The 20236-nt window shown below is 35.1% G+C and carries 19 protein-coding genes; 16 read left to right on the plus strand and 3 right to left on the minus strand.

The window, feature by feature from the left end; genetic code table 11:
* The first annotated feature begins 421 nt into the window (after window positions 1–421).
* Both ftsW and pyc read left to right on the plus strand, forming a co-directional pair.
* The gene (gene ftsW / locus BFG57_RS03340) at window positions 422–1567 is read left to right on the plus strand and encodes a putative lipid II flippase FtsW (protein WP_069716054.1); all 1146 of its coding nucleotides are present in this window, start codon (window positions 422–424) and stop codon (window positions 1565–1567) included.
* A 15-nt stretch (window positions 1568–1582) separates the two neighbouring features.
* Complete coding sequence (gene pyc, locus BFG57_RS03345) at window positions 1583–5026, plus strand: pyruvate carboxylase (protein ID WP_069716055.1); 3444 nt, start codon at window positions 1583–1585, stop codon at window positions 5024–5026.
* A gap of 325 nt (window positions 5027–5351) precedes the next feature.
* Here pyc and BFG57_RS03350 read toward each other — a convergent pair whose 3' ends face one another.
* On the minus strand, window positions 5352–6281 hold the full coding sequence (locus tag BFG57_RS03350; protein WP_083249040.1) for a COX15/CtaA family protein: 930 nt from the start codon (window positions 6279–6281) through the stop codon (window positions 5352–5354).
* A gap of 568 nt (window positions 6282–6849) precedes the next feature.
* Here BFG57_RS03350 and cyoE point away from each other — a divergent pair.
* The 6 genes from cyoE (at window position 6850) to ctaG (ending at window position 13068) form a co-directional block, all read left to right on the plus strand.
* Window positions 6850–7782, plus strand: a complete 933-nt coding sequence (gene cyoE / locus BFG57_RS03355) for a heme o synthase (protein WP_069716057.1) — start codon at window positions 6850–6852, stop codon at window positions 7780–7782.
* A gap of 154 nt (window positions 7783–7936) precedes the next feature.
* Window positions 7937–8986: a cytochrome c oxidase subunit II gene (gene coxB, locus BFG57_RS03360; protein ID WP_069716058.1), complete on the plus strand. Its 1050-nt coding sequence runs from the start codon at window positions 7937–7939 to the stop codon at window positions 8984–8986.
* A gap of 22 nt (window positions 8987–9008) precedes the next feature.
* Window positions 9009–10880: a cytochrome c oxidase subunit I gene (locus tag BFG57_RS03365; RefSeq protein WP_069716059.1), complete on the plus strand. Its 1872-nt coding sequence runs from the start codon at window positions 9009–9011 to the stop codon at window positions 10878–10880.
* The gene (locus BFG57_RS03370; RefSeq protein ID WP_069716060.1) at window positions 10880–11500 is read left to right on the plus strand and encodes a cytochrome (ubi)quinol oxidase subunit III; all 621 of its coding nucleotides are present in this window, start codon (window positions 10880–10882) and stop codon (window positions 11498–11500) included. Before BFG57_RS03365 ends, BFG57_RS03370 begins: the two co-directional genes overlap by 1 nt.
* 3 nt (window positions 11501–11503) lie before the next feature.
* The gene (ctaF, locus tag BFG57_RS03375; RefSeq protein ID WP_069716061.1) at window positions 11504–11827 is read left to right on the plus strand and encodes a cytochrome c oxidase subunit IVB; all 324 of its coding nucleotides are present in this window, start codon (window positions 11504–11506) and stop codon (window positions 11825–11827) included.
* Between the two features lie 326 nt (window positions 11828–12153).
* The gene (ctaG, locus tag BFG57_RS03380) at window positions 12154–13068 is read left to right on the plus strand and encodes a cytochrome c oxidase assembly factor CtaG (RefSeq protein ID WP_069716062.1); all 915 of its coding nucleotides are present in this window, start codon (window positions 12154–12156) and stop codon (window positions 13066–13068) included.
* A 123-nt stretch (window positions 13069–13191) separates the two neighbouring features.
* Here ctaG and ytvI read toward each other — a convergent pair whose 3' ends face one another.
* Together ytvI and BFG57_RS03390 are read right to left on the minus strand one after the other, a co-directional pair.
* Entirely contained in the window at window positions 13192–14250 is a 1059-nt protein-coding gene (gene ytvI / locus BFG57_RS03385; RefSeq protein ID WP_069716063.1) for a sporulation integral membrane protein YtvI, read from the minus strand.
* Window positions 14251–14537: 287 nt separating this feature from the next.
* Window positions 14538–14903, minus strand: coding sequence for a YugN family protein (locus BFG57_RS03390; protein ID WP_069716064.1), 366 nt, complete (start codon window positions 14901–14903; stop codon window positions 14538–14540).
* A gap of 287 nt (window positions 14904–15190) precedes the next feature.
* Between BFG57_RS03390 and safA the strand changes: the two genes are divergently transcribed.
* From safA to BFG57_RS03430, 8 genes are all read left to right on the plus strand, one after another.
* Complete coding sequence (gene safA / locus BFG57_RS03395) at window positions 15191–15823, plus strand: SafA/ExsA family spore coat assembly protein (RefSeq protein ID WP_069716065.1); 633 nt, start codon at window positions 15191–15193, stop codon at window positions 15821–15823.
* A gap of 46 nt (window positions 15824–15869) precedes the next feature.
* Complete coding sequence (locus tag BFG57_RS03400; protein ID WP_069716066.1) at window positions 15870–16298, plus strand: CBS domain-containing protein; 429 nt, start codon at window positions 15870–15872, stop codon at window positions 16296–16298.
* Between the two features lie 248 nt (window positions 16299–16546).
* The gene (locus BFG57_RS03405) at window positions 16547–17578 is read left to right on the plus strand and encodes a CAP domain-containing protein (RefSeq protein WP_083249042.1); all 1032 of its coding nucleotides are present in this window, start codon (window positions 16547–16549) and stop codon (window positions 17576–17578) included.
* A 219-nt stretch (window positions 17579–17797) separates the two neighbouring features.
* Window positions 17798–18250: a YlbD family protein gene (gene ylbD, locus BFG57_RS03410; protein WP_069716067.1), complete on the plus strand. Its 453-nt coding sequence runs from the start codon at window positions 17798–17800 to the stop codon at window positions 18248–18250.
* Between the two features lie 15 nt (window positions 18251–18265).
* Window positions 18266–18502 carry a YlbE-like family protein gene (locus BFG57_RS03415; protein WP_069716068.1) on the plus strand — a complete coding sequence of 79 codons (237 nt, stop codon included), beginning with the start codon at window positions 18266–18268 and terminating at the stop codon, window positions 18500–18502.
* Between the two features lie 159 nt (window positions 18503–18661).
* Complete coding sequence (locus tag BFG57_RS03420) at window positions 18662–19072, plus strand: hypothetical protein (RefSeq protein ID WP_139125046.1); 411 nt, start codon at window positions 18662–18664, stop codon at window positions 19070–19072.
* Between the two features lie 253 nt (window positions 19073–19325).
* A complete protein-coding gene (locus tag BFG57_RS03425; protein ID WP_069716069.1) occupies window positions 19326–19760 on the plus strand; it encodes a YlbF/YmcA family competence regulator in 435 nt (144 codons plus the stop codon).
* Between the two features lie 71 nt (window positions 19761–19831).
* The gene (locus BFG57_RS03430) at window positions 19832–20107 is read left to right on the plus strand and encodes a YlbG family protein (protein ID WP_069716070.1); all 276 of its coding nucleotides are present in this window, start codon (window positions 19832–19834) and stop codon (window positions 20105–20107) included.
* The last annotated feature ends 129 nt before the right edge of the window (window positions 20108–20236 follow it).

Consider the following 20236-nt stretch of genomic DNA (forward strand, 5'->3'; position numbering starts at 1 on the left):
TGAAATATACAATAAATTTAAAGAAATTTAAGCATCTTACTTGTCAGAAGATCTGATTTCTTTATAATATTAATTATATAATGATAAGCGAAACTTATCTATTTACAATTTTGTGTACATAAATTATTCATTATGAATGCTTGTTATTTGAGAAAGGGAACTTATGTTAAATGAAATATGTTGCAGCATTATTGGGATACTTAAATAGTGATACTACTCTTTAATGAAAAGTTGATTTGTAGTTATACACATATTCTCTTTTAACTTCATTAAGTACGATATATTTTGTGTGGGAACATTAGTTTATGTTAAGTAAAATGCTCATAGTATCGTATAATTGAAAAGTACATATGTATCAAATATGTGTTTATGATAAATGAAGTAGTGGGAGAGTATCTCCTGAACATAAGGAGAAGTAGTAATGTTAAAAAAAGTGTTAAAATCATATGATTATTCATTAGTTGTATTACCTATCCTTTTAAGTATTTTTGGGGTAATTATGGTGTATAGCTCGAGTATGGTATGGGCGGTTATGATAAACGAAGGGTCAACTGATTTGTATTATAAAAGACAGTTGATATGGTTTTGGATTTCTTTAGTTGCATTTTTCTTTGCAGCAGCAGTTCCGTATACTATATATAAGCGATTTGTGAAGCTTATCTTCTTTGCAAGTCCAATTTTGTTAATTATCGTTTTATTATTTGGGGTAGAGCGGAATAATGCAAAATCATGGCTTGAAATTGGAGGTTTTGGTTTTCAACCAGCGGAATTTATTAAGGTTGGTTTAATCATCTATCTGTCTGCTGTATTTGCTCGTAAGCAATCTTATATCGACCGATTTTGGCCTGCATTTGGTCCACCATTACTTTTTACTGGTATCGTTTTTCTATTAATATTTATCCAACCAGATTTAGGGACGGGTAGCATCATTTTACTTATTGCTTATGTGATGGTCTGTAGTTCAGGAATTCGTTTAAAGCATTGGTTAAGGTTAACAGGTGCTGGAATTATTGCAGTGTTGCTTATGATTCCGTTTTTAAGTCCTGAACAAATCTCTCGCTTTACTAGTGCGTATGATCCATTTTCTTCTCCACTAAAACATGGTTATCAGGTGATTAATGGATATATTGCAATTGCAAATGGTGGTGTAACTGGGAAAGGATTAGGTGAGAGTGTTCAAAAGTTTGGCTATTTACCTGAGCCACATACCGATTTCATTATGGCGATCATCTCAGAAGAACTTGGTATCTTTGGCGTAAGTTTCGTATTATTAAGCCTTTTCTTTATTATTATTCGAGGTCTTCATATCGCTCGAAAAAATGATGATCCATTCGCTTCTTTACTTGCAATAGGAATTAGTAGCATGATTGGCATACAGTCAGGAATAAATCTTGGGGCGTTGCTCGGTATACTACCAGTAACTGGAGTAACGTTGCCGTTTGTTAGTTACGGTGGTTCCTCTTTATTCATACTAATGTTTTCAGTAGGTATCCTAGTGAATATTTCGATGTTTACAAATTTAAAAGTTAATAATAAACAGCAAAAAGACTTTCAATTATCTACATAACAAGGAGGAAATAATATGTCAGAAAGAAAAATTAATAAAATCCTCGTCGCAAACCGTGGAGAAATTGCCATCCGTGTTTTTCGTGCTTGTACAGAATTAGGAATTCGGACAGTTGCAGTATATTCGAAAGAAGATACAGGTTCATATCACCGTTATAAAGCAGATGAAGCATACCTCGTAGGAGAAGATAAAAAACCGATCGATGCATATCTAGATATTGAAGGAATTATTGAAATCGCCAAAGCGAATAATGTGGACGCCATTCATCCTGGTTACGGATTTTTGTCGGAAAATATTAAATTTGCTAGACGATGTGAAGAAGAGGGTATCATATTTATCGGGCCTGAAAGTAATCACCTTGAAATGTTTGGAGATAAGGTGAAGGCCCGTGAGCAAGCTATCAATGCAGACATTCCTGTTATTCCTGGTACAGATGGACCTGTAGACGGATTTGAAGAAGTAGAGGAATTTGGAGAAGCTCATGGTTATCCACTAATGGTTAAAGCTTCATTAGGTGGTGGTGGACGAGGCATGCGTATCGTCCGCAATAAGGAATCATTAAAAGAATCGTTCGAACGTGCAAAATCTGAAGCACAAGCAGCTTTTGGTTCAGATGAGATGTATGTTGAGAAATTCATCGAAAATCCAAAACATATTGAAGTGCAGATTCTTGGGGACAAACACGGTAATGTCGTTCACCTGTTTGAACGTGATTGCTCTGTTCAACGTCGACACCAAAAAGTTGTAGAAGTAGCACCAAGTGTATCACTTAGTGCAGATCTTCGTGATCGTATTTGTGATGCTGCAGTTAAACTTATGCAAAATATCGATTATGTGAATGCTGGGACGGTAGAATTTCTAGTAACGAATGATGACTTTTTCTTTATAGAAGTTAACCCACGTGTCCAAGTAGAGCACACAATTACAGAAATGGTAACAGGGATTGATATCGTACAATCACAAATTTTAATTTCTGAAGGATTTGAGTTACATAGTAAAGAATTGGCAATTCCAACACAAGATAAGATCGTAACAAACGGATATGCTATTCAATCCCGTGTGACAACAGAGGATCCACAAAATAATTTCATGCCAGATACTGGTAAAATAATGGCGTATCGAAGTGGTGGTGGATTTGGAGTTCGTCTTGATGCAGGAAATAGTTATCAAGGTGCTGTAATTACACCATACTATGATTCTTTGTTAGTGAAATTAAGCACATGGGCATTATCATTTGACCATGCTGTATCAAAAATGATTCGAAATTTACGGGAATTCCGTATTCGTGGAATTAAAACGAATATAGCCTTTTTAGAGAACGTTGTTAATCATCAAGATTTCCGAACAGGTAACTATAATACATCGTTTATTGATTCGGCACCAGAGTTATTTGTTTTTCCTAAACGTCATGACCGTGGAACTAAGATGTTATCCTTCATTGCAAATACAACAATCAATGGTTTCGAAGGTGTAGAAAAAGAGAAAAAACCAGTATTTGATAAACCGAGAATGCCTGGTGTTAAGATGAGTGAGCCAATTGCGGCAGGTACGAAACAAATCTTAGATGAACATGGTCCAGAAGGGCTAGCTAAATGGTTAAAAGATCAAAAAGAAGTATTGCTGACGGATACAACGTTCAGGGATGCACATCAGTCATTGCTTGCAACACGTTTGCGTTCTCGTGATTTGATTCAAATTGCTGAACCGACTGCACGACTACTTCCTAATTTGTTCTCTGTTGAAATGTGGGGAGGCGCAACCTTTGATGTTTCCTATCGTTTCTTGAAAGAAGATCCGTGGAAACGCCTAATAAAAATGAGAGAAAAAATGCCAAATGTTTTGTTCCAAATGTTATTACGAGCTTCAAACGCGGTTGGATATAAAAATTACCCAGACAATCTGATTGAAGAATTTGTACAAAAATCAGCAGATGCAGGTATTGATGTATTCCGTATTTTCGATAGCTTGAACTGGGTTGACGGAATGAAAGTAGCAATTGAAGCAGTAAGAAAAACGGGTAAAGTTGCTGAAGCAACAGTGTGTTATACAGGTGATATTTTAGATCCATCCAGAAGTAAATATGATTTAGAATATTATAAGAAGATTGCAAAAGAGCTTGAAGATGCAGGCGCACACATTCTTGGAATTAAAGATATGGCAGGATTATTGAAACCACAAGCAGCTTTTGAGCTTATTTCAGCTCTTAAAGAAACAATCGATATTCCAATTCATTTGCATACGCATGACACGAGTGGTAATGGGATTTACACTTATGCAAGAGCAATTGAAGCGGGAGTTGATGTTGTTGACGTTGCAACAAGTTCAATGGCAGGTTTAACATCTCAACCAAGTGCAAGTACATTGTGTTACGCACTTGAAGGGAATGATCGAAAGCCTAATATTGACATTAATGCCTATGAAGAGCTTGGTCATTATTGGGAAGACGTTCGAAAATATTACAAACCATTCGAATCAGGAATGGTGGCACCTCATAGTGAAATCTATATGCATGAAATGCCTGGTGGTCAATATTCAAACTTACAGCAACAAGCGAAAGCAGTGGGACTTGGCAATCGATGGGGAGAAGTTAAGGACATGTATCGACGCGTCAACATGTTATTTGGTGATGTTGTTAAGGTAACACCATCATCAAAAGTTGTTGGGGATATGGCATTATACATGGTACAAAATGATTTAATTGAAGACGATGTATATGAGCGTGGTGAAACGTTAGATTTCCCTGATTCAGTTGTTGAGTTATTCCAAGGATACCTTGGACAGCCTTATCAAGGTTTTCCAAAAGAGCTGCAGCAAGTTATTTTGAAGGGGAAAGAAGCAATAAATGTTCGACCTGGTGAATTACTCGAACCAGTTAATTTCACAGAAGTTCAAAAGGAGCTATTTAAGAAATTAGACCGTCAAGTAACGAGCCATGATATAATTAGCTACGGATTATATCCAAAAGTATATATGGATTATCAAAGCTTCTATGATACGTATGGAGATATGTCAGTTTTGGATACACCAACATTCTTCTATGGAATGCGCCTAGGTGAAGAGATTGAAGTAGAGATTGAGCACGGAAAAACGTTAATTGTTAAGTTAGTCTCTATCGGTCATGCACAAGTAGATGGTACACGTGTTGTATATTTTGAATTTAATGGACAACCGCGAGAAGTAATTATAAAGGATAATAAAGTCCAAACAACTGTAGAAGTGAAAAAGAAAGCGGATAAGTCTAATCAAAACCACATTGGTGCATCCATGCCAGGTACAGTTATTAAAGTAGTATGTGAAAAAGGCGAAAAAGTGAAAAAAGGAGATCACCTCATCATTACTGAAGCTATGAAAATGGAAACGACAGTGCAAGCTCCGTTTGATGGAACAATTAAAGATATCCATGTAAATAATGGTGAAGCAATACAGACAGGTGATTTGTTAATTGAATTAGAGTCTTAATTAATAAAGGAGTGTCTCATAAGTAGTTTTAGTACTTAGAGACACTCCTTTTCAATTGTAACAAAGTTAAAGAGTTTGTGTATTTAATCAAAATGAAGTCTTTCTCTTTCCCGTCAGTTGATTAGTTAAATAATAGTATTCAATTGAAATATGTTTTGAAGTGATTTAAGAGGATGTATCTTAAACATCATTCTACTATTAATAAAGTAAGAGTTAGTCGTAGAGAAACAATATAAAAAGTAAAACGCAGGAGTTTTCAAAACTCCTGCGTTTTTATTAGAAAAATTGTTGTTATATAACACGTTAAACTGAATTACTTCTTTAGTTATGCTGCTCGATTTTGTTCTTTCTCGTTTTTGGAGCTACGATTTGCGAGTAGAACAAGATAACTTAAAACAGCAAAAGCACATGATACAAATAATGCATGCATTAATGGAATGACAATATAGTTCATTAATGTAAACACAGTTGCGATGCCTGATAGAGCTTGTAAGCAAAGTAGAATAAATGTTGTCGTGATGCTATAAACAAGTACTTTTTGGTCACGATATTGTTTGTATACCTTAATCATCAGTACGAATGTCCAAACAAATAAAATAAGTGCCGCTAGTCGGTGTCCCATTTGTACCCATTCATACATTGTTGCAGGTAGTGAAAAAGAACCATTTGTACATAATGGGAAGTCTTGACAAGCGAGTGAAGAATTCGTATGACGAACTAGTGCGCCAGTATATACGACAGCATACAAGTATACAATTAGAGCGTATATTTGCATTCGCATTCCTTTAGCAATAACTACTGATTTAGCATCGAATTTTTTATCAACCTCAAAGATAAGCAACGTTAGTAGTAACACTGTAGCGAAAGAAATCAGTGAGATTCCAAAGTGTATTGCTAGAACTGTATCTGACTGGCCCCAAACTACGGCAGCAGCCCCGAACAATGCTTGGGCAATTAAGAAGATAACAGACATGCTAGCCAAAAATTTAGTTTCACGTATATGTCCAATACGTTTCCACGACCAAATCGCAAGAATAATTACTAGAATCCCCGCAGTTCCTGAAACAAGTCGGTGGCTTAATTCAATAATAAGTTCAAAAGTAATTTGCGAAGGGATTAATTCTCCATTACATAGTGGCCATGAATCCCCGCACCCATCTCCAGAACCAGTTTTTGTCACAAGTGAGCCACCAATTAATACGAACAGCATAACAAAGGATGTGACTACTGCCAGAGCTTTAAATAGTTTTTGCACTTCAATCACCTTCTCCATAACAAATATAATCGATTATTTCTCATTAGACGTATTTCCTAGTTGTAAGCCTCTTTTATATTAACTGAAAACATTCATGATTAAAAGGTAGTCATGTTCAACTTTTATGTCCGATTTATTACAACTCTTCTAAGTTAATATTTAATATATTTATATAATCTTTCGAAAAAGAAAAAGTAACTTGTTTTTTTGTTGATAGTTTGTTAATAATGATATGATGGAATCTAGTGTCTATTTTAGAATAGAATTGAGAAAATTGTGTTTTAAAGTACAAACATCATTTTAATGCCAATAGAGAGTATCTTTGTGCTAATAAATGGGCTAAAATGAGAATTGTGAAATCTTTTTGTGCAAATTGTGTCTAACTGTAAAAGAATGTTCAAAAATTACACCCCAGAAATAGATAAAGTATGTTTTAATGGAAAGAAGAAGGATGATAGGTATTGTAAATAATATACTATTATCATGAAATGTACGGGAACGACCTCAATCTGTGTCGGGGGACGAAAGAACAGATTGTAAGGGATGGGGAGTAAAGGAGGAATTTATAATGAGTAATCCGAGGACGATAGACAGCACTGCTGATCAAATGATCGAGAATCGCCCTCAAGTTAGTGCACGCACCAACCTTTGGGGGGATTTTCTTGCGCTTATTAAAGTTGGGATTATTAATTCTAATTTAATAACAACGTTTACAGGGCTTTGGTTAGCCTTACATTATACGAATCAGGATTTCATAGCGAATATCGACAATGTATTATTCGCAATATTTGGTACAGCCCTTGTAATTGCTGGCGGTTGCACATTGAATAATTATTATGATAGAGATATTGATCATATTATGGAGAGGACTAAAAACCGCCCAACTGTAACAGGTAATATTAGTTTGACAAAAGTATTAACAATGGGTATCGGATTTACAATACTCGGTACAGTTTTATTGGCTTTTGCATCTATAACTGCCGCTATCTTTGGTCTAATTGGTTTCTTCAGTTATGTCGTTCTTTACACGATGTGGTCGAAACGTAGATTCACACTAAATACGATTGTAGGAAGTATCTCAGGAGCAGTTCCGCCATTAATTGGTTGGGCAGCGATTGATTCTTCTCTACATCCAGTCGCATGGGTTTTATTTTTAATCGTCTTTATTTGGCAAACTCCGCACTTCTTAGCACTTGCTATGAAAAAGTGTGAAGATTACCGTGCAGCAGGTATTCCAATGTTACCAGTTGTTCACGGGTTTGCATTTACAAAACGCCAAATTATTATATATGTTATTTGTTTATTACCAGTTCCATTCTACTTATCTTCTCTTGGATTAGTATATGTAATCATCGCTGGTATTTTAGGTTTTGGATGGGTTGCATTATCAATAGCAGGCTTCTATATGAAAGATGATTTGAAGTGGGCGACAATGATGTTTATTTATTCATTAAACTATTTAACAATTTTATTCGTAGCGATGGTAGTTGTGACAATATAAGTCATTTCTTTAATTTAATATCGCATGAATTGTATGTTTCTTGGACATACATGGGTAAAAGTATTACTATTTTCGGTTATAATTTCTTTTCTAGTGATAGAAAAGAATTATAATAATAAATTTAAACTATTTAAAAGAAAGTGGGGTAAGAGGGATGAAATCATCTATGCCAAAGTTGCGTATCTTTGCTACAGTAGCAATGTTAGCGCTTCTTTTGTCCGGTTGTTCCGGGAAGCCGTATCTATCAACACTTCAACCTTCAGGTGAAAGTGCAGAGTTGTTGCTTGATTTAATGCTTCTCGCAACGGGCATTATGACATTCGTTGTCATTGTTGTAACAGTAATCTTTATTTATGTTTCTATACGTTTCCGTAGAAACAAACAGAACGAAAACGACATTCCGAAACAAATTGAAGGAAATCACAAGCTTGAGATCTTATGGACTGTTATTCCAATTATCTTGTTGTTAATTCTCGCAGTACCTACTATTGCAGCTACTTTCAAACTTGATGTTACGGAAGATACTGTAATCCCAGAGGATGCTGAGCAAATTAATGTTATGGCTAAGCTTTATTGGTGGGAGTTTGAATATGAGGATGATAAAATTGTCACTTCTCAAGATTTAGTTATCCCAGCAGGTGAACGTGTTTACTTTAAGCTAAAAGCTGGCGATGTAAAACATGCATTCTGGATTCCTGCAATTGCTGGTAAGATTGATACAAACACAGATAACACGAATAGAATGTGGGTTCAAGCAAATGAACCTGGCCTATTCTACGGTAAATGTACTGAGCTATGTGGTCCGTCACATGCATTAATGGACTTTAAAGTACGTGTACTTGCAAAAGACGAATACGAACAGTGGAAGAAAAATATGCTTGAGCCAGCAGCTGAACCAACTACTGAATTAGCTGTGCAAGGTCAAGAAATCTTCAATCAAAGTTGTATTGGATGTCACGCGGTTGAATCACAAGACCCACGTCCTGTAGAAGCACGTTTGGCTCCTAACCTTTCCAACTTTGCTGATCGTGAAGTTATTGCTGGTATTTTAGAGCACAACCCTGAAGAGTTGAAAAAATGGTTGAAAGATCCTGAAACTCTAAAACCAGGTAACAAAATGACAAACACATACGCACCTCTTAACGATCAAGAGTTAGACGCTCTTACAGAATACTTATACACGTTAACAAAAGAACAAAAATAACATTAAAGGGAGGTAACGATTGATGAATTCGTTGGCCCAAAAACAGGGTATCGGCGCTATTATTTGGGACTACTTAACAACAGTAGACCATAAGAAGATTGCGAAGTTATACCTATTTAGCGGATTGCTTTATTTTGTTGTCGGTGGAATCGAAGCATTACTGATTCGTTTACAGTTAATGTTTCCGATGAATGATTTACTTGTTGGTCGTACATTTAATGAAGTTATTACAGCACACGGTGTTACCATGTTATTCTTTGTTGCAATGCCATTGGTATTTGCACTAGGTAACTTAGTCTTACCATTACAAATTGGAGCACGTGATGTTGCATTTCCATTCTTAAATTCACTTGGTTTTTGGTTATTTTTCTTTGGTGCATTATTTTATAATGTAGGTTGGTTTATGGGTGACATGCCAGCTGCAGGTTGGACTTCATATGCATCACTATCAATGGATGACCCAACACGTGGTGTAGACTTTTACGTTATCGGGTTACAAATAGGTGGTATAGGTTCATTAATTGGTGCAATTAACTTTATCGCAACTGTTGTTACGATGCGTGCACCAGGTATGACATTCATGCGTATGCCATTATTTACTTGGACAATTTTTATGTCATCAGTAATGATTTTATTTGCATTCCCTCCATTAACAGTTGGCTTGTTCTTATTATTCTTTGATCGCTTATTTAATGGAGCATTTTTTAACGAAGTACTTGGTGGAAACACTATTATTTATGAGCACTTATTCTGGATCTTTGGTCATCCTGAAGTATACATCTTAGTACTTCCAGCGTTTGGAGCTTTCTCTGAGATTGTTGCAGTATTCTCTCGTAAACGTCTATTTGGTTATACTGCAATGGTATTTGCTGTATCAATCATCGGTTTCTTAGGTATGATGGTATGGGCTCACCACTTATTCACAGTAGGTTTAGGTCCAGTGGCAAATTCAATCTTCTCGGTAGCTACAATGGCTATTGCCGTACCAACGGGAATAAAAATTTTCAACTGGTTATTTACGATGTGGGGCGGAAACATTAAGTTTACGACGCCTATGTTATACACTGTTTGGTTTATTCCAACATTCGTAATGGGTGGAGTAACTGGGGTTATGCTTGCATCAGGCCCAGCTGACTACCAATTCCATGATACTTATTTCGTAGTAGCTCACTTCCACTATGTAATCGCTGGTGGTGTAGTATTAGGTTTATTCGCTGGTCTACATTATTGGTGGCCAAAAATGTTTGGTGTTATGCTAAGTGATAAAGTCGGAAAGATTTCTTTCTGGTTATGGTACATCGGTTTCCACTTAACATTCTTCATTCAACACTTTGTTGGTATGTGGGGAATGCCGCGTCGAGTTTACACATACTTACCAGATCAAGGTTGGGATGCTGCAAACTTTATTAGTTCAATCGGCGCATTAGTTATGACTCTTTCAGTAATCGTAATGGTTTCAAACTTTGTTTGGAGTTGGTTTGCTGGTGAGAAAGCAGAAGGAGACGCTTGGGGCGATGGTCGTACGCTTGAGTGGGCAATTCCATCTCCACCACCAGAATATAACTTTATCCAAACTCCACTAGTACGTGGTATTGATGCGTTATGGATTGAAAAAATGGAAGGCGATGGTAAAATGAAACCAGCTGAAAAAATTGGTGACATTCATATGCCAAACGGTTCAATTCTTCCATTAATTATGTCATTAGGTCTATTTATTTCTGGATTTGGATTCATGTTCCATGATTTGGGTACAAATAAGCTTGCATTAGCTGCAGCTATCGGTGGTTTAGTAATCACGTTAGGATGTATGTTTGTACGCTCAATTAAGGATGATTTCGGGTATCATATTCATAAAGAAGACCTTGAGCGTGATGCGAAAGGGGCGAATGCATAATGAATATGGATAAACCATTTACTAAGGACAATTTTCCTGCTGAACCAGAAAAATCGTCGTTAGAAGGTAAAAATAAGTTTATCGGTTTTTGGCTTTTCCTTGGTGGAGAAACCGTATTATTCGCCGCTTTATTCGGTACGTTTCTAGCTTTACGTAATTCATTCGCTAATGGACCTACTGCAGATGAGTTGTTTCAATTACCATTAGTATTTGTAGCAACAATGATTTTATTATCAAGTAGTTTAACGAGTGTATATGCAATGTACCATATGAAAAATAATGACTTTGGTAAAATGAAGCTATGGTTATGGATTACTTGGTTCCTTGGTTTATCATTCCTTATCTTAGAGGTTTATGAGTTTAATCATTATATTCATGAAGGTTTGACGTATACTACTAGTGCATTCGGTTCTGCATTCTATACACTTGTAGGTACTCACGGAGGTCACGTATTCTTCGGTCTTTTATGGATTGGAACGTTGTTGATTCGTAACAGTAAGCGAGGTATTACTCCATATACAGCGCCTAAGTATTACTTAGCAAGTCTTTACTGGCACTTTATTGATGTTGTATGGGTATTCATCTTTACAGCTGTATACTTAATGGGAAAGGTGGGTTAATGTATGACTAATCAAGCTAACTCATCCCAAGGTTTAGAGTTCCGTAAGCAACGTAACAAGGATGAGATGAAACAACAAGTTGTTGTCTTTTCGCTTATGATTTTCTTTACACTCATTGCATTTGCCGCTGTTGCATTTGAAGCAATCACACCAATTTTCACAGCACCATTTATTTTAATTTTGGCTGTTGTGCAAGTGTTATTTCAATTGTATTATTTCATGCACATGAGTCATAAAGGACATGAGGTCCCAATTATCTTCATCTTTGGTGGAGTTTTTACAGCTATTATTATGGTAGCAGCCCTTTGCACAATTGTATGGTGGTAATAGATGAAAGAAGAGTAACTGATCTAATCAGTTACTCTTTTTTGATTTATAAGAATTGACAAAATGATGACATTTTTAAATCTATTAGGGGAAATGCTTTTTTCGTCATTTATGTTCATTGCTAAGTAAGGTTAAATTAGTATATACTTCAAATTAGAAAAGACTCATTTCAACTATCTACGACTTAGAAACCATATTGTATGTTCAAGGCACAATGACACAATCTAAAACATTCAATTAAGTAAGCACTGTAACCTTAGGATGTGATGAAAGACAAACTTAAAATGTAAGATGTACTTTATAATTTATTCTAGAGGTGATTTACGATGTGGGAAAATATTCAAATTTTTGGGTTTCGTGCATTATGGAGTCCTTACTATTTCATAGCAATCTTGTCGATAGCAGTATTATATGTAACTGTAGTTCGTGGACGATTTATGGACAAGTTCACGGATGCAACTCCAGCAACGAGAAAACAAATGACACGCTTCTTAGGAGCAATGGCATTGTTATATATCGTGAAGGGAAGTCCACTTGACTTATTAGGTCACATGAACTTTAGTTTTCACATGGTTCAAATGTCATTGTTATATCTTGCTATTCCACCATTGTTAATTCTCGGTACACCTGATTGGTTATTAAGAGCAATTGTGAATACAAAGGGAATTAATCAGATTTTCAAATTATTCTCAAAGCCATTATTAGCTTTATTTTTGTTTAACGGATCGTTTTCAATGTACCATTTTCCAGGAGTTTTTGATTTTATCAAAACAGACTCCTTGTTACACGCTGCTGTGACGGGATTAATCTTTATCTTTGCATTCTTCATGTGGATTCCATTAATCGCTCCACTGCCTGAATATGACCGAATGAGTGATTTGTTTAAGATGGGGTACTTGTTCGCAAACGGCTTGTTATTATCACCAGCATGTGCGTTAATCATTTTCTCGAATTCACCATTATATGCAACTTATTATGACCCTGAACACTGGGTTCAGGCACTTGCACTTTGTGTACCTGCCTCCCTATTAAATGGTATCGATGTATCAAACATCAATTTATTTTCTTTCACCAGCTTACAAAAGGATCAGCAATTAGGTGGAATCATCATGAAAATTGTTCAAGAAATTATTTACGGTATGACTTTAGGTTACGTGTTCTTTAGATGGGTTAGAAATGAGAAGATTCGTGGAGAAGAAGAGGTAGCAAAATATATGACACCTCAACCTTCAGATTCATAATCGTTACGTATAGAATAAAAGTGTATTGAAGTGATAAAAGCCACCCAATAGGGGTGGCTTTTTAATGTGGTAATGGATTAGACGAACCTATAATAAAAAAACTCCCTTTATAGTGGAAGTTTTTTATATCTTAAAATTCAATTTGATAATACCTGCTTCTCGTGCTGAATTAAAGGCAATCAGGATAACTGGACCGATGAAGAAACCAAGAAACCCTAATAATTTTAACCCTAGATACATTGCAATTAACGTTGATAGTGGTGATAGACCAATATGATGTCCCATTACTTTTGGTTCAACAGTACGACGGATAATAAGTAAGATAGCGGCAAGAATAGCTAACTTAGTTCCAAGTGCAATATCTCCAGTTAACAGGTGAAATATTGACCAAGGAGCTAAAATTGCTATCGAACCAATAATCGGGATGAAGTCAATTATCCAAATAATGAGTGACATAATAAAGGCGACTTCAGGTGCAATTATTAACAATCCAATAAATGAGACAATGAAAATTATAATACTAACTAGAAATTGTGCTTTAAAAAAGCCACTAATAACATAAGATAAGCGTGAAGTCATGAATGTAACTTTATCAGCGGTTTCAGGTGTAAGGAAAGTGTAAAACTCTTTCTTAATATTCGGTATTGCAATCATGAATAAAAATAATGCAATTAAATATACAACAAGGCTGACTAGATAATTTGGTATATTTGCAATAATACCAGTTAATTTTTTTACTGTATCATATTCAGTTAAAACATTTTTTGCATCACTTAATAACACTGTAACTTGATTATTAATTTCATCTACAAACTCTTGTGGAAGATCTTCAGATGCGTCTGAGAAATTAGCTTCTAGTTTGGAAAAAGCATCACTGATTTCATTGATGTATACGGGTGCATTTTCCCCAATTTTAACAACTTCTGTGACAACCTTTGTAACAATGAAGTAGCTACTAGCCCCTAAGAAACACAGAAAAAGAATAAAAGTGAGTAGCACTGCTAGGCTTCTCTTAATATTTAACCGCCTAGTAGCTAGGCGTACAAGAGGATCTAATATTAGTGCTGTTATAAAAGCAATAATCAAGGGTACAGCATTAGGCAAGACCCATAAGCTTATCCCGATAATAATTGCGAGAGTAACTATGATGATTATGAAACGACTTGAGAAAAATTTAGACAACGTAGTGCTCCTCTCTATCTAACTAAACGACTTCTGTATAATAAATTATAGTATGTCTTGCAATTGTTGAACAGTAAGAACGACTATTCTTTTAAAATAACTTTTAGATATTTGAATTCCTAAATTATACATAGCTAATCGAATAGGAGTATAAGTTCAAAAAACTAATAGTGCATGATTTTAAAAATGTTGACATTCTTATATTATAACAAGTTTCGAATTTGAAGGCATTTTTCCGTGCATATAATAAAACGCCCAACATATGTTGGACGTTTTATTATATGTAATTATTTAGAAAGTGCGTCAATTTCCTCAAGTGCTTTTTGTAAAATCTTTTCTGATTTACTTACGATATTTTTCGGGAATGTTTCACCTTCACCATATTCAACGCCATGAGGGTAATAATGTTTTCCTAATAGTGGAGCTAATAATTTTACTTGTGCATGTTGAGAGTCTACATTACCTTCAACTGCATGACCAAGTACACGAAGATAGAACACTTCACTTGTATCAAGGTTTTCGAACTTGCGATCATAAGATACACGCTCATAATCCCATGTTTCTCCCAAAACGAGTTGATGTTTTTTCATCACTTCATTTAAAATTTTAATATCGACAATTTTACCTTCAAGAGCAATATTTTCAAGTTTCATTGTCTATAATCCCTCCTATGTTTCACTTTTCATTTGGATAATATTAAATGTTCATTCCATAAGTAGATAAACCTTGATGACAGTTCAATATAAAACAATCATAGTATGAACATTAATTGGATGCAACTAATAAAAATTTAAAAAGAAAACGTTACAATCCAGACCATTATAATTGTAGCAGTTAATTAATGATTGGGGAATCTTTTTTCAATTATAAGAGAGATATTTTATTTTTTGGTCACAATATGTAGAGAGGCATGCTTAATGACAAGAAGGAGGAGGTAGTCTTGAGAAAATGGTGGTTCTTTTTATGGAGTGGACTTCTATTTTCTACGAGTATTTTTGTAGGAGGACAACCTGTACTAGCAAAAAGTACTACTGTGCACATCGTTCAACCAGGTGATACGTTATGGATCATTTCTAATCGATATGATGTGAGCTTATCAGAAGTCATTCAAACAAACCAACAGTTTAGTAATCCTAATTTAATTTATCCCGGTGATAAAGTATATGTACCTATTTCCAATGAAGCAATCAAAACACTAGAGAAACAAGTCATTCAATTAACTAATGAAGAGCGAGCAAAACATGGCCTTAATCCATTAGTAGAACATGTGGAGTTATCGCGTGTTGCACGTTACAAATCAAGAGATATGCGTGATAATAACTATTTTAGTAATGAATCACCTAAGTTTGGCTCTTCGTTAGAGATGATTAGTCATTTTCATATTAATTACTCATATGCAGGAGAAAACATAGCAGCAGGTCAACCAGTCGTGCGAGGAGTTGTAAAAGCTTGGATGGATTCGCCAAAACATCGAAAGTATATTCTAGATCCTGAAATGACTCATATTGGAGTAGGGTATGCTGAGGGTGGTATGTATGGTAACTATTGGACTCAATTGTTTATACAGGAATAATGGTTAGTTAAATAATGTTTATAAATAAATTATTGAGGTGATCTTGATGAAACGAGTACGAGATATAATGACAAGTGATGTTGTGTTTTTGACACCTGATGATAATGTTTATGAAGCGGCATTATTAATGAAAGATAAAGACATTGGAGTTATTCCTGTTTGTGAAAGTGACAGGTTACTTGGAATTGTGACAGATCGTGACCTAGTTGTACGTGGTCTTGCTGAGAAACGACCTGGTTCAAATTCTGTCATGAATGTTTTGACGAAAGATGTGACGACAGTTTCGGCCGAGACAGATGTAACTGAGGCGGTAGAGTTAATGTCGAATAATCAAATTCGTCGCCTCCCTGTATGTGAAAATGATCGACTTATAGGTATGCTTTCACTTGGAGATTTAGCGATTGATACTGACTCAGATAAAGCAGCAGAAGTTGCTTTGAGCGAAATTTCTGAACCTCCACATTTACATCATTGAAACGCCTAATTTTTAGGCGTTTTTTCTGTGTAAATATCATGTTTAGGTGATTCAGTATCGTTTAATTCGTTACTAATTAAGCTAGACATGCTTCAATTAGGCATGTTACTAGTAAGAAATTAACCCCTATCTACTAACTCTATTTTAAATTGCCATTACGATACATATTGCGTATATGAACTGAATATGTTTGGTAGAAAGGTTAACTATTTAATAGAAACTAGAATAATGATGAGAGGTGAAAAATAATGAGAGCACCTTATGTCTTTTTAATGATAGTTGCTTTTTTAGTTATGTATATGGGTATACAAAAAGATGACGATGAACATAAAACAGAAGAGAAAAACAAAACTGAATACAATGAAGTTGCGAAAGAGGTTGCATACATAGGAGAAGAAAAACCTATCCATGCTTTTATTGGTGAAAGTGAGGATATGATAATTGAGCAATTCGGACAACCTACTCGAAAGGATGTTTCTGCATATGATTACGTTTGGTGGGTTTACTACAAAGAGTCTGAAAATTATATTCAATTTGGTTTGCATGAAGGTAAGGTTGTAACAGCATTTGCTTTAGGTGATAACTTATCACTTTTTCCATTTGAAATTGGTTCAGCTTTACAGGAAGGTTTGTTAGAAAAAATGATTGATGAACGTATAGAAGTTTTAGTAGCAGATGAATTGATTGAATTAAAAATTGATCAAAACGGTTCAGATAATTATTTGATGAATTTAGGCAATGCATGGGCACAGTTATACGTAGATGAATTTACTGACAAACTGATGGCAATCCGATATATGGATAATGAGACATTAGTGAAGCAACGTCAGTTTGATATGGTGTATCGTGGAAGTTTACTATCTCCTCAACCATTAAGTACAGAGCAGATAAAAGAGGTGGAAGATGGAAATGAACGTCAAGTTTTTGAAATAACCAATATACTTCGAAATCGTTATAACCTTCCTTCGTTATTATGGGATGAAGAAATAGCAAAGACAGCAGTTCATCATAGCAAGGATATGAAAATAAATGATTATTTTTCACATACATCACCGACCAATGGAGATCTTGCAAAACGGCTCATGATGGAAAATATCGTATATTTGAGCGCAGGTGAGAATATTGCAGCGAAGTATACGGATGCACCTGCTGTTGTAATCGGTTGGTTAAATAGTGAAAGTCACCGTGAAAGTCTGCTACATTCGGATTTTACACATCTTGGAGTTGGCGTTTATGAGCAATATTATACTCAAAACTTCATTCAAACAGCTTTGGATTAAGTAGATATTTAATAATTAACTTTAGTTTTAGAGAAAGTTAATAATCATTAATGAGAGATTTGCTGCATCTTCAGTAAATCCAGTAGTATTTCATTCACCTTTCTGAAAAAATGGGCGCACCAATTTCATGTAAATGTTGTATTTTATTAATGGGCATACGTCTTATTTTTCATTATCAATTGTATAAAAGACTAAATTGAGCGAACAGAGGTGAATGAAATGGCAGATCAAAAACACATTGATTCTTTTCGCCAGTTTGTACGGAAGCATCCTACTCTCATTACTGAAGTGAGAGAAGGTAATAAAACATGGCAAAATGTGTATGAAGATTGGCATATTTTAGGTGAAGAAGATGATGTTTGGAAACCTTATCTAAAAGAAGTTGCGTCAGCTAATGTTGATGCTGAGACAAGTGATGATAAAAAGACAGATAAGGATGAAGGCAATAACGAAGGATTTAGACAAATATTATCAATGGTGAAAAACATTGATATGAATTCTATTCAAGGACATATCGCAAATATGAGTGGAGCAATTGGAAATATACAAGAACTTCTTGAACAATTTCAGGCGAGTAGACAAACACCTACGATACCGAATACTCCTACTCCACCAACTCCGCCTGCTCCTCCACAACAAAATCGGAATCCGTTTTTCTTTAGACAAGATTAATGAGGGGGTAATTTGATGCGATTGGAGGTTCAAGAAATATTAAATAATCGTCCTGATTTAAAGGCATTTGTACGCGAAAATCCAAAATGGTATCGGTCTCTATCAAGAGATTTTCAATCCATAATGGAAATTGAAGATGAATCAAAGTATTATTATGGTCGTACATTACCACAGCAAATGAATCGAATGCGTCAACAATTACAAATGGTTTCAATGATGGTAGCAATGATGCAAGCGATGAAAGATAGTTAGTCAATTTTTGAATCTTCACTTTAAAGTTAATAAGGGTATAGTGAAAAGATTTCGCCAGTAATTACCTGATTAGCTTCATTTGAATTAAAATAGAACGTGGTTAATATCAGCCCTGTTTGCAAACACTATATGTGAGGTCAAACATAAGGGGATGATTAAGTGTTAAAGAAAATTACAGGTGTATGCTGTACCTTTTTAATAGCTACAATATTAACTGGTTACTCGAATGCAAATGCATGGACTCAAGATGAATTAAGGCATGAAGCGACCTTAAAGCAAATGCAGACTGATAATCAATCAATAAAGGTGAAGCACTCTGTAAAGGGAAATGATGTGTATGTAGAGTGTTACATACCTGATTTCCACTTTATTAATAAGGGTGAAACGGCTCGTAAAAATAGTGAAGGATACATTCAACTTTCTTTAAATGGTCAAAGGATTGACAATATTTATACAGCTGCATTTATCGTACGTGGCTTACCAGCAGGAAAGCATGAGTTGAAAATCGCTCTTGTGAAAAATGAAGAACGTGCATATGGAGTAGAGAAAACAATTGAAATTACGATCTAAAACTGCGTATTTTTTAACGCAGTTTTCTTTTTTTATTATGAGACATTAACATTGATTGAAGGTCATATTTTTAATATTAGTTTCGTTGTTTTAATAACAAGTGGTTTTAATATTATATTGAAAAACCCCTTTTTTGAATGAAATAATAATTACTAACGAACGTGGACCCTGCACTGTTGATGAAGAAAGGGTCATAAGATATGAGACAAATTGTTTATAATTTGTTAAAATACGTTTGTGGAGGTGTTCCGAATTGATAGTAGCGACATCGGAACGGTTAGAGTTGCTTATGCAATCAGAAATGTTAGCACAAAATATCATTGAATCAGATCTCTTTCAACAGTACGTTGAATGTAAACATACATTAGCACAAGACAAAGAAGCCCAGCGTTTAATTCAAGCATTCAATCGGGAAAAAGAGTTATATGAAGATGTACAACGTTTTGGACGTTATCATCCTGATTATCATAAGGTGACTAAAAGTGTCAGAATTATGAAACGTGAGGTTGATATGCATGAGGCAGTGGCTAACTTTAAGAAAGCAGAACGCCAACTTCAAGACTTATTAGATGAAGTAAGCACGTTTATTGGTCAATCTGTCTCAGAATTTATTAAAGTTCCTAAGGGTAATCCACATTTCCAATCAGGATGTGGATGTTCAAGTGGTGGAAGTTGTGGCTGTTCTTAGAAAGAATTAAATAGCTACAATAAATATATAGAAATAAAAGTGATAACATGATGGTAAAGGAGAACTTAGGTATGGACGTGAAACGGCAAGGACTAATTGTATGGTTACATTCATTAAAACAGGCGAGACAATTGCGCCGTTTCGGAAATGTACATTATGTTTCAAAACGATTGAAGTATGCTGTAGTGTATGTAGATCTGGAAATGGCAAGCGATTGGAAGGAAAAACTGTCTTCGCTTCATTACGTTAAGCGTGTAGACTTTTCTTATAAACCATTTCTGAAGACTGAATATGAAAACTCTAAACCGGATAAAGCAAAAGAATATGATTACAAGCTAGGTCTTTAATAAAGAGAAGCAGGTGCTAATATATAATGCATCTGTTTTTCTTTTATCCATAAAACAGGATACATCTCCAATATTTTTACAAGAGTGATGACATTAAGTATCTATCTTATTATCTTTTAAATACAATCA

The organism is Bacillus solimangrovi, from assembly GCF_001742425.1.
Taxonomy (GTDB): Bacteria; Bacillota; Bacilli; order Bacillales; family Bacillaceae_N; genus Bacillus_AV; species Bacillus_AV solimangrovi.

Coding starts and splice junctions, on each gene's coding strand:
- ftsW (WP_069716054.1), top strand. CDS start 422: ATGTTAAAAAAAGTGTTAAAATCATATGATTATTCATTAGTTGTATTA.
- pyc (WP_069716055.1), top strand. CDS start 1,583: ATGTCAGAAAGAAAAATTAATAAAATCCTCGTCGCAAACCGTGGAGAA.
- cyoE (WP_069716057.1), top strand. CDS start 6,850: ATGAGTAATCCGAGGACGATAGACAGCACTGCTGATCAAATGATCGAG.
- coxB (WP_069716058.1), top strand. CDS start 7,937: ATGAAATCATCTATGCCAAAGTTGCGTATCTTTGCTACAGTAGCAATG.
- BFG57_RS03365 (WP_069716059.1), top strand. CDS start 9,009: ATGAATTCGTTGGCCCAAAAACAGGGTATCGGCGCTATTATTTGGGAC.
- BFG57_RS03370 (WP_069716060.1), top strand. CDS start 10,880: ATGAATATGGATAAACCATTTACTAAGGACAATTTTCCTGCTGAACCA.
- ctaF (WP_069716061.1), top strand. CDS start 11,504: ATGACTAATCAAGCTAACTCATCCCAAGGTTTAGAGTTCCGTAAGCAA.
- ctaG (WP_069716062.1), top strand. CDS start 12,154: ATGTGGGAAAATATTCAAATTTTTGGGTTTCGTGCATTATGGAGTCCT.
- BFG57_RS03390 (WP_069716064.1), bottom strand. CDS start 14,903: ATGAAACTTGAAAATATTGCTCTTGAAGGTAAAATTGTCGATATTAAA.
- BFG57_RS03400 (WP_069716066.1), top strand. CDS start 15,870: ATGAAACGAGTACGAGATATAATGACAAGTGATGTTGTGTTTTTGACA.
- BFG57_RS03405 (WP_083249042.1), top strand. CDS start 16,547: ATGAGAGCACCTTATGTCTTTTTAATGATAGTTGCTTTTTTAGTTATG.
- ylbD (WP_069716067.1), top strand. CDS start 17,798: ATGGCAGATCAAAAACACATTGATTCTTTTCGCCAGTTTGTACGGAAG.
- BFG57_RS03415 (WP_069716068.1), top strand. CDS start 18,266: ATGCGATTGGAGGTTCAAGAAATATTAAATAATCGTCCTGATTTAAAG.
- BFG57_RS03430 (WP_069716070.1), top strand. CDS start 19,832: ATGGACGTGAAACGGCAAGGACTAATTGTATGGTTACATTCATTAAAA.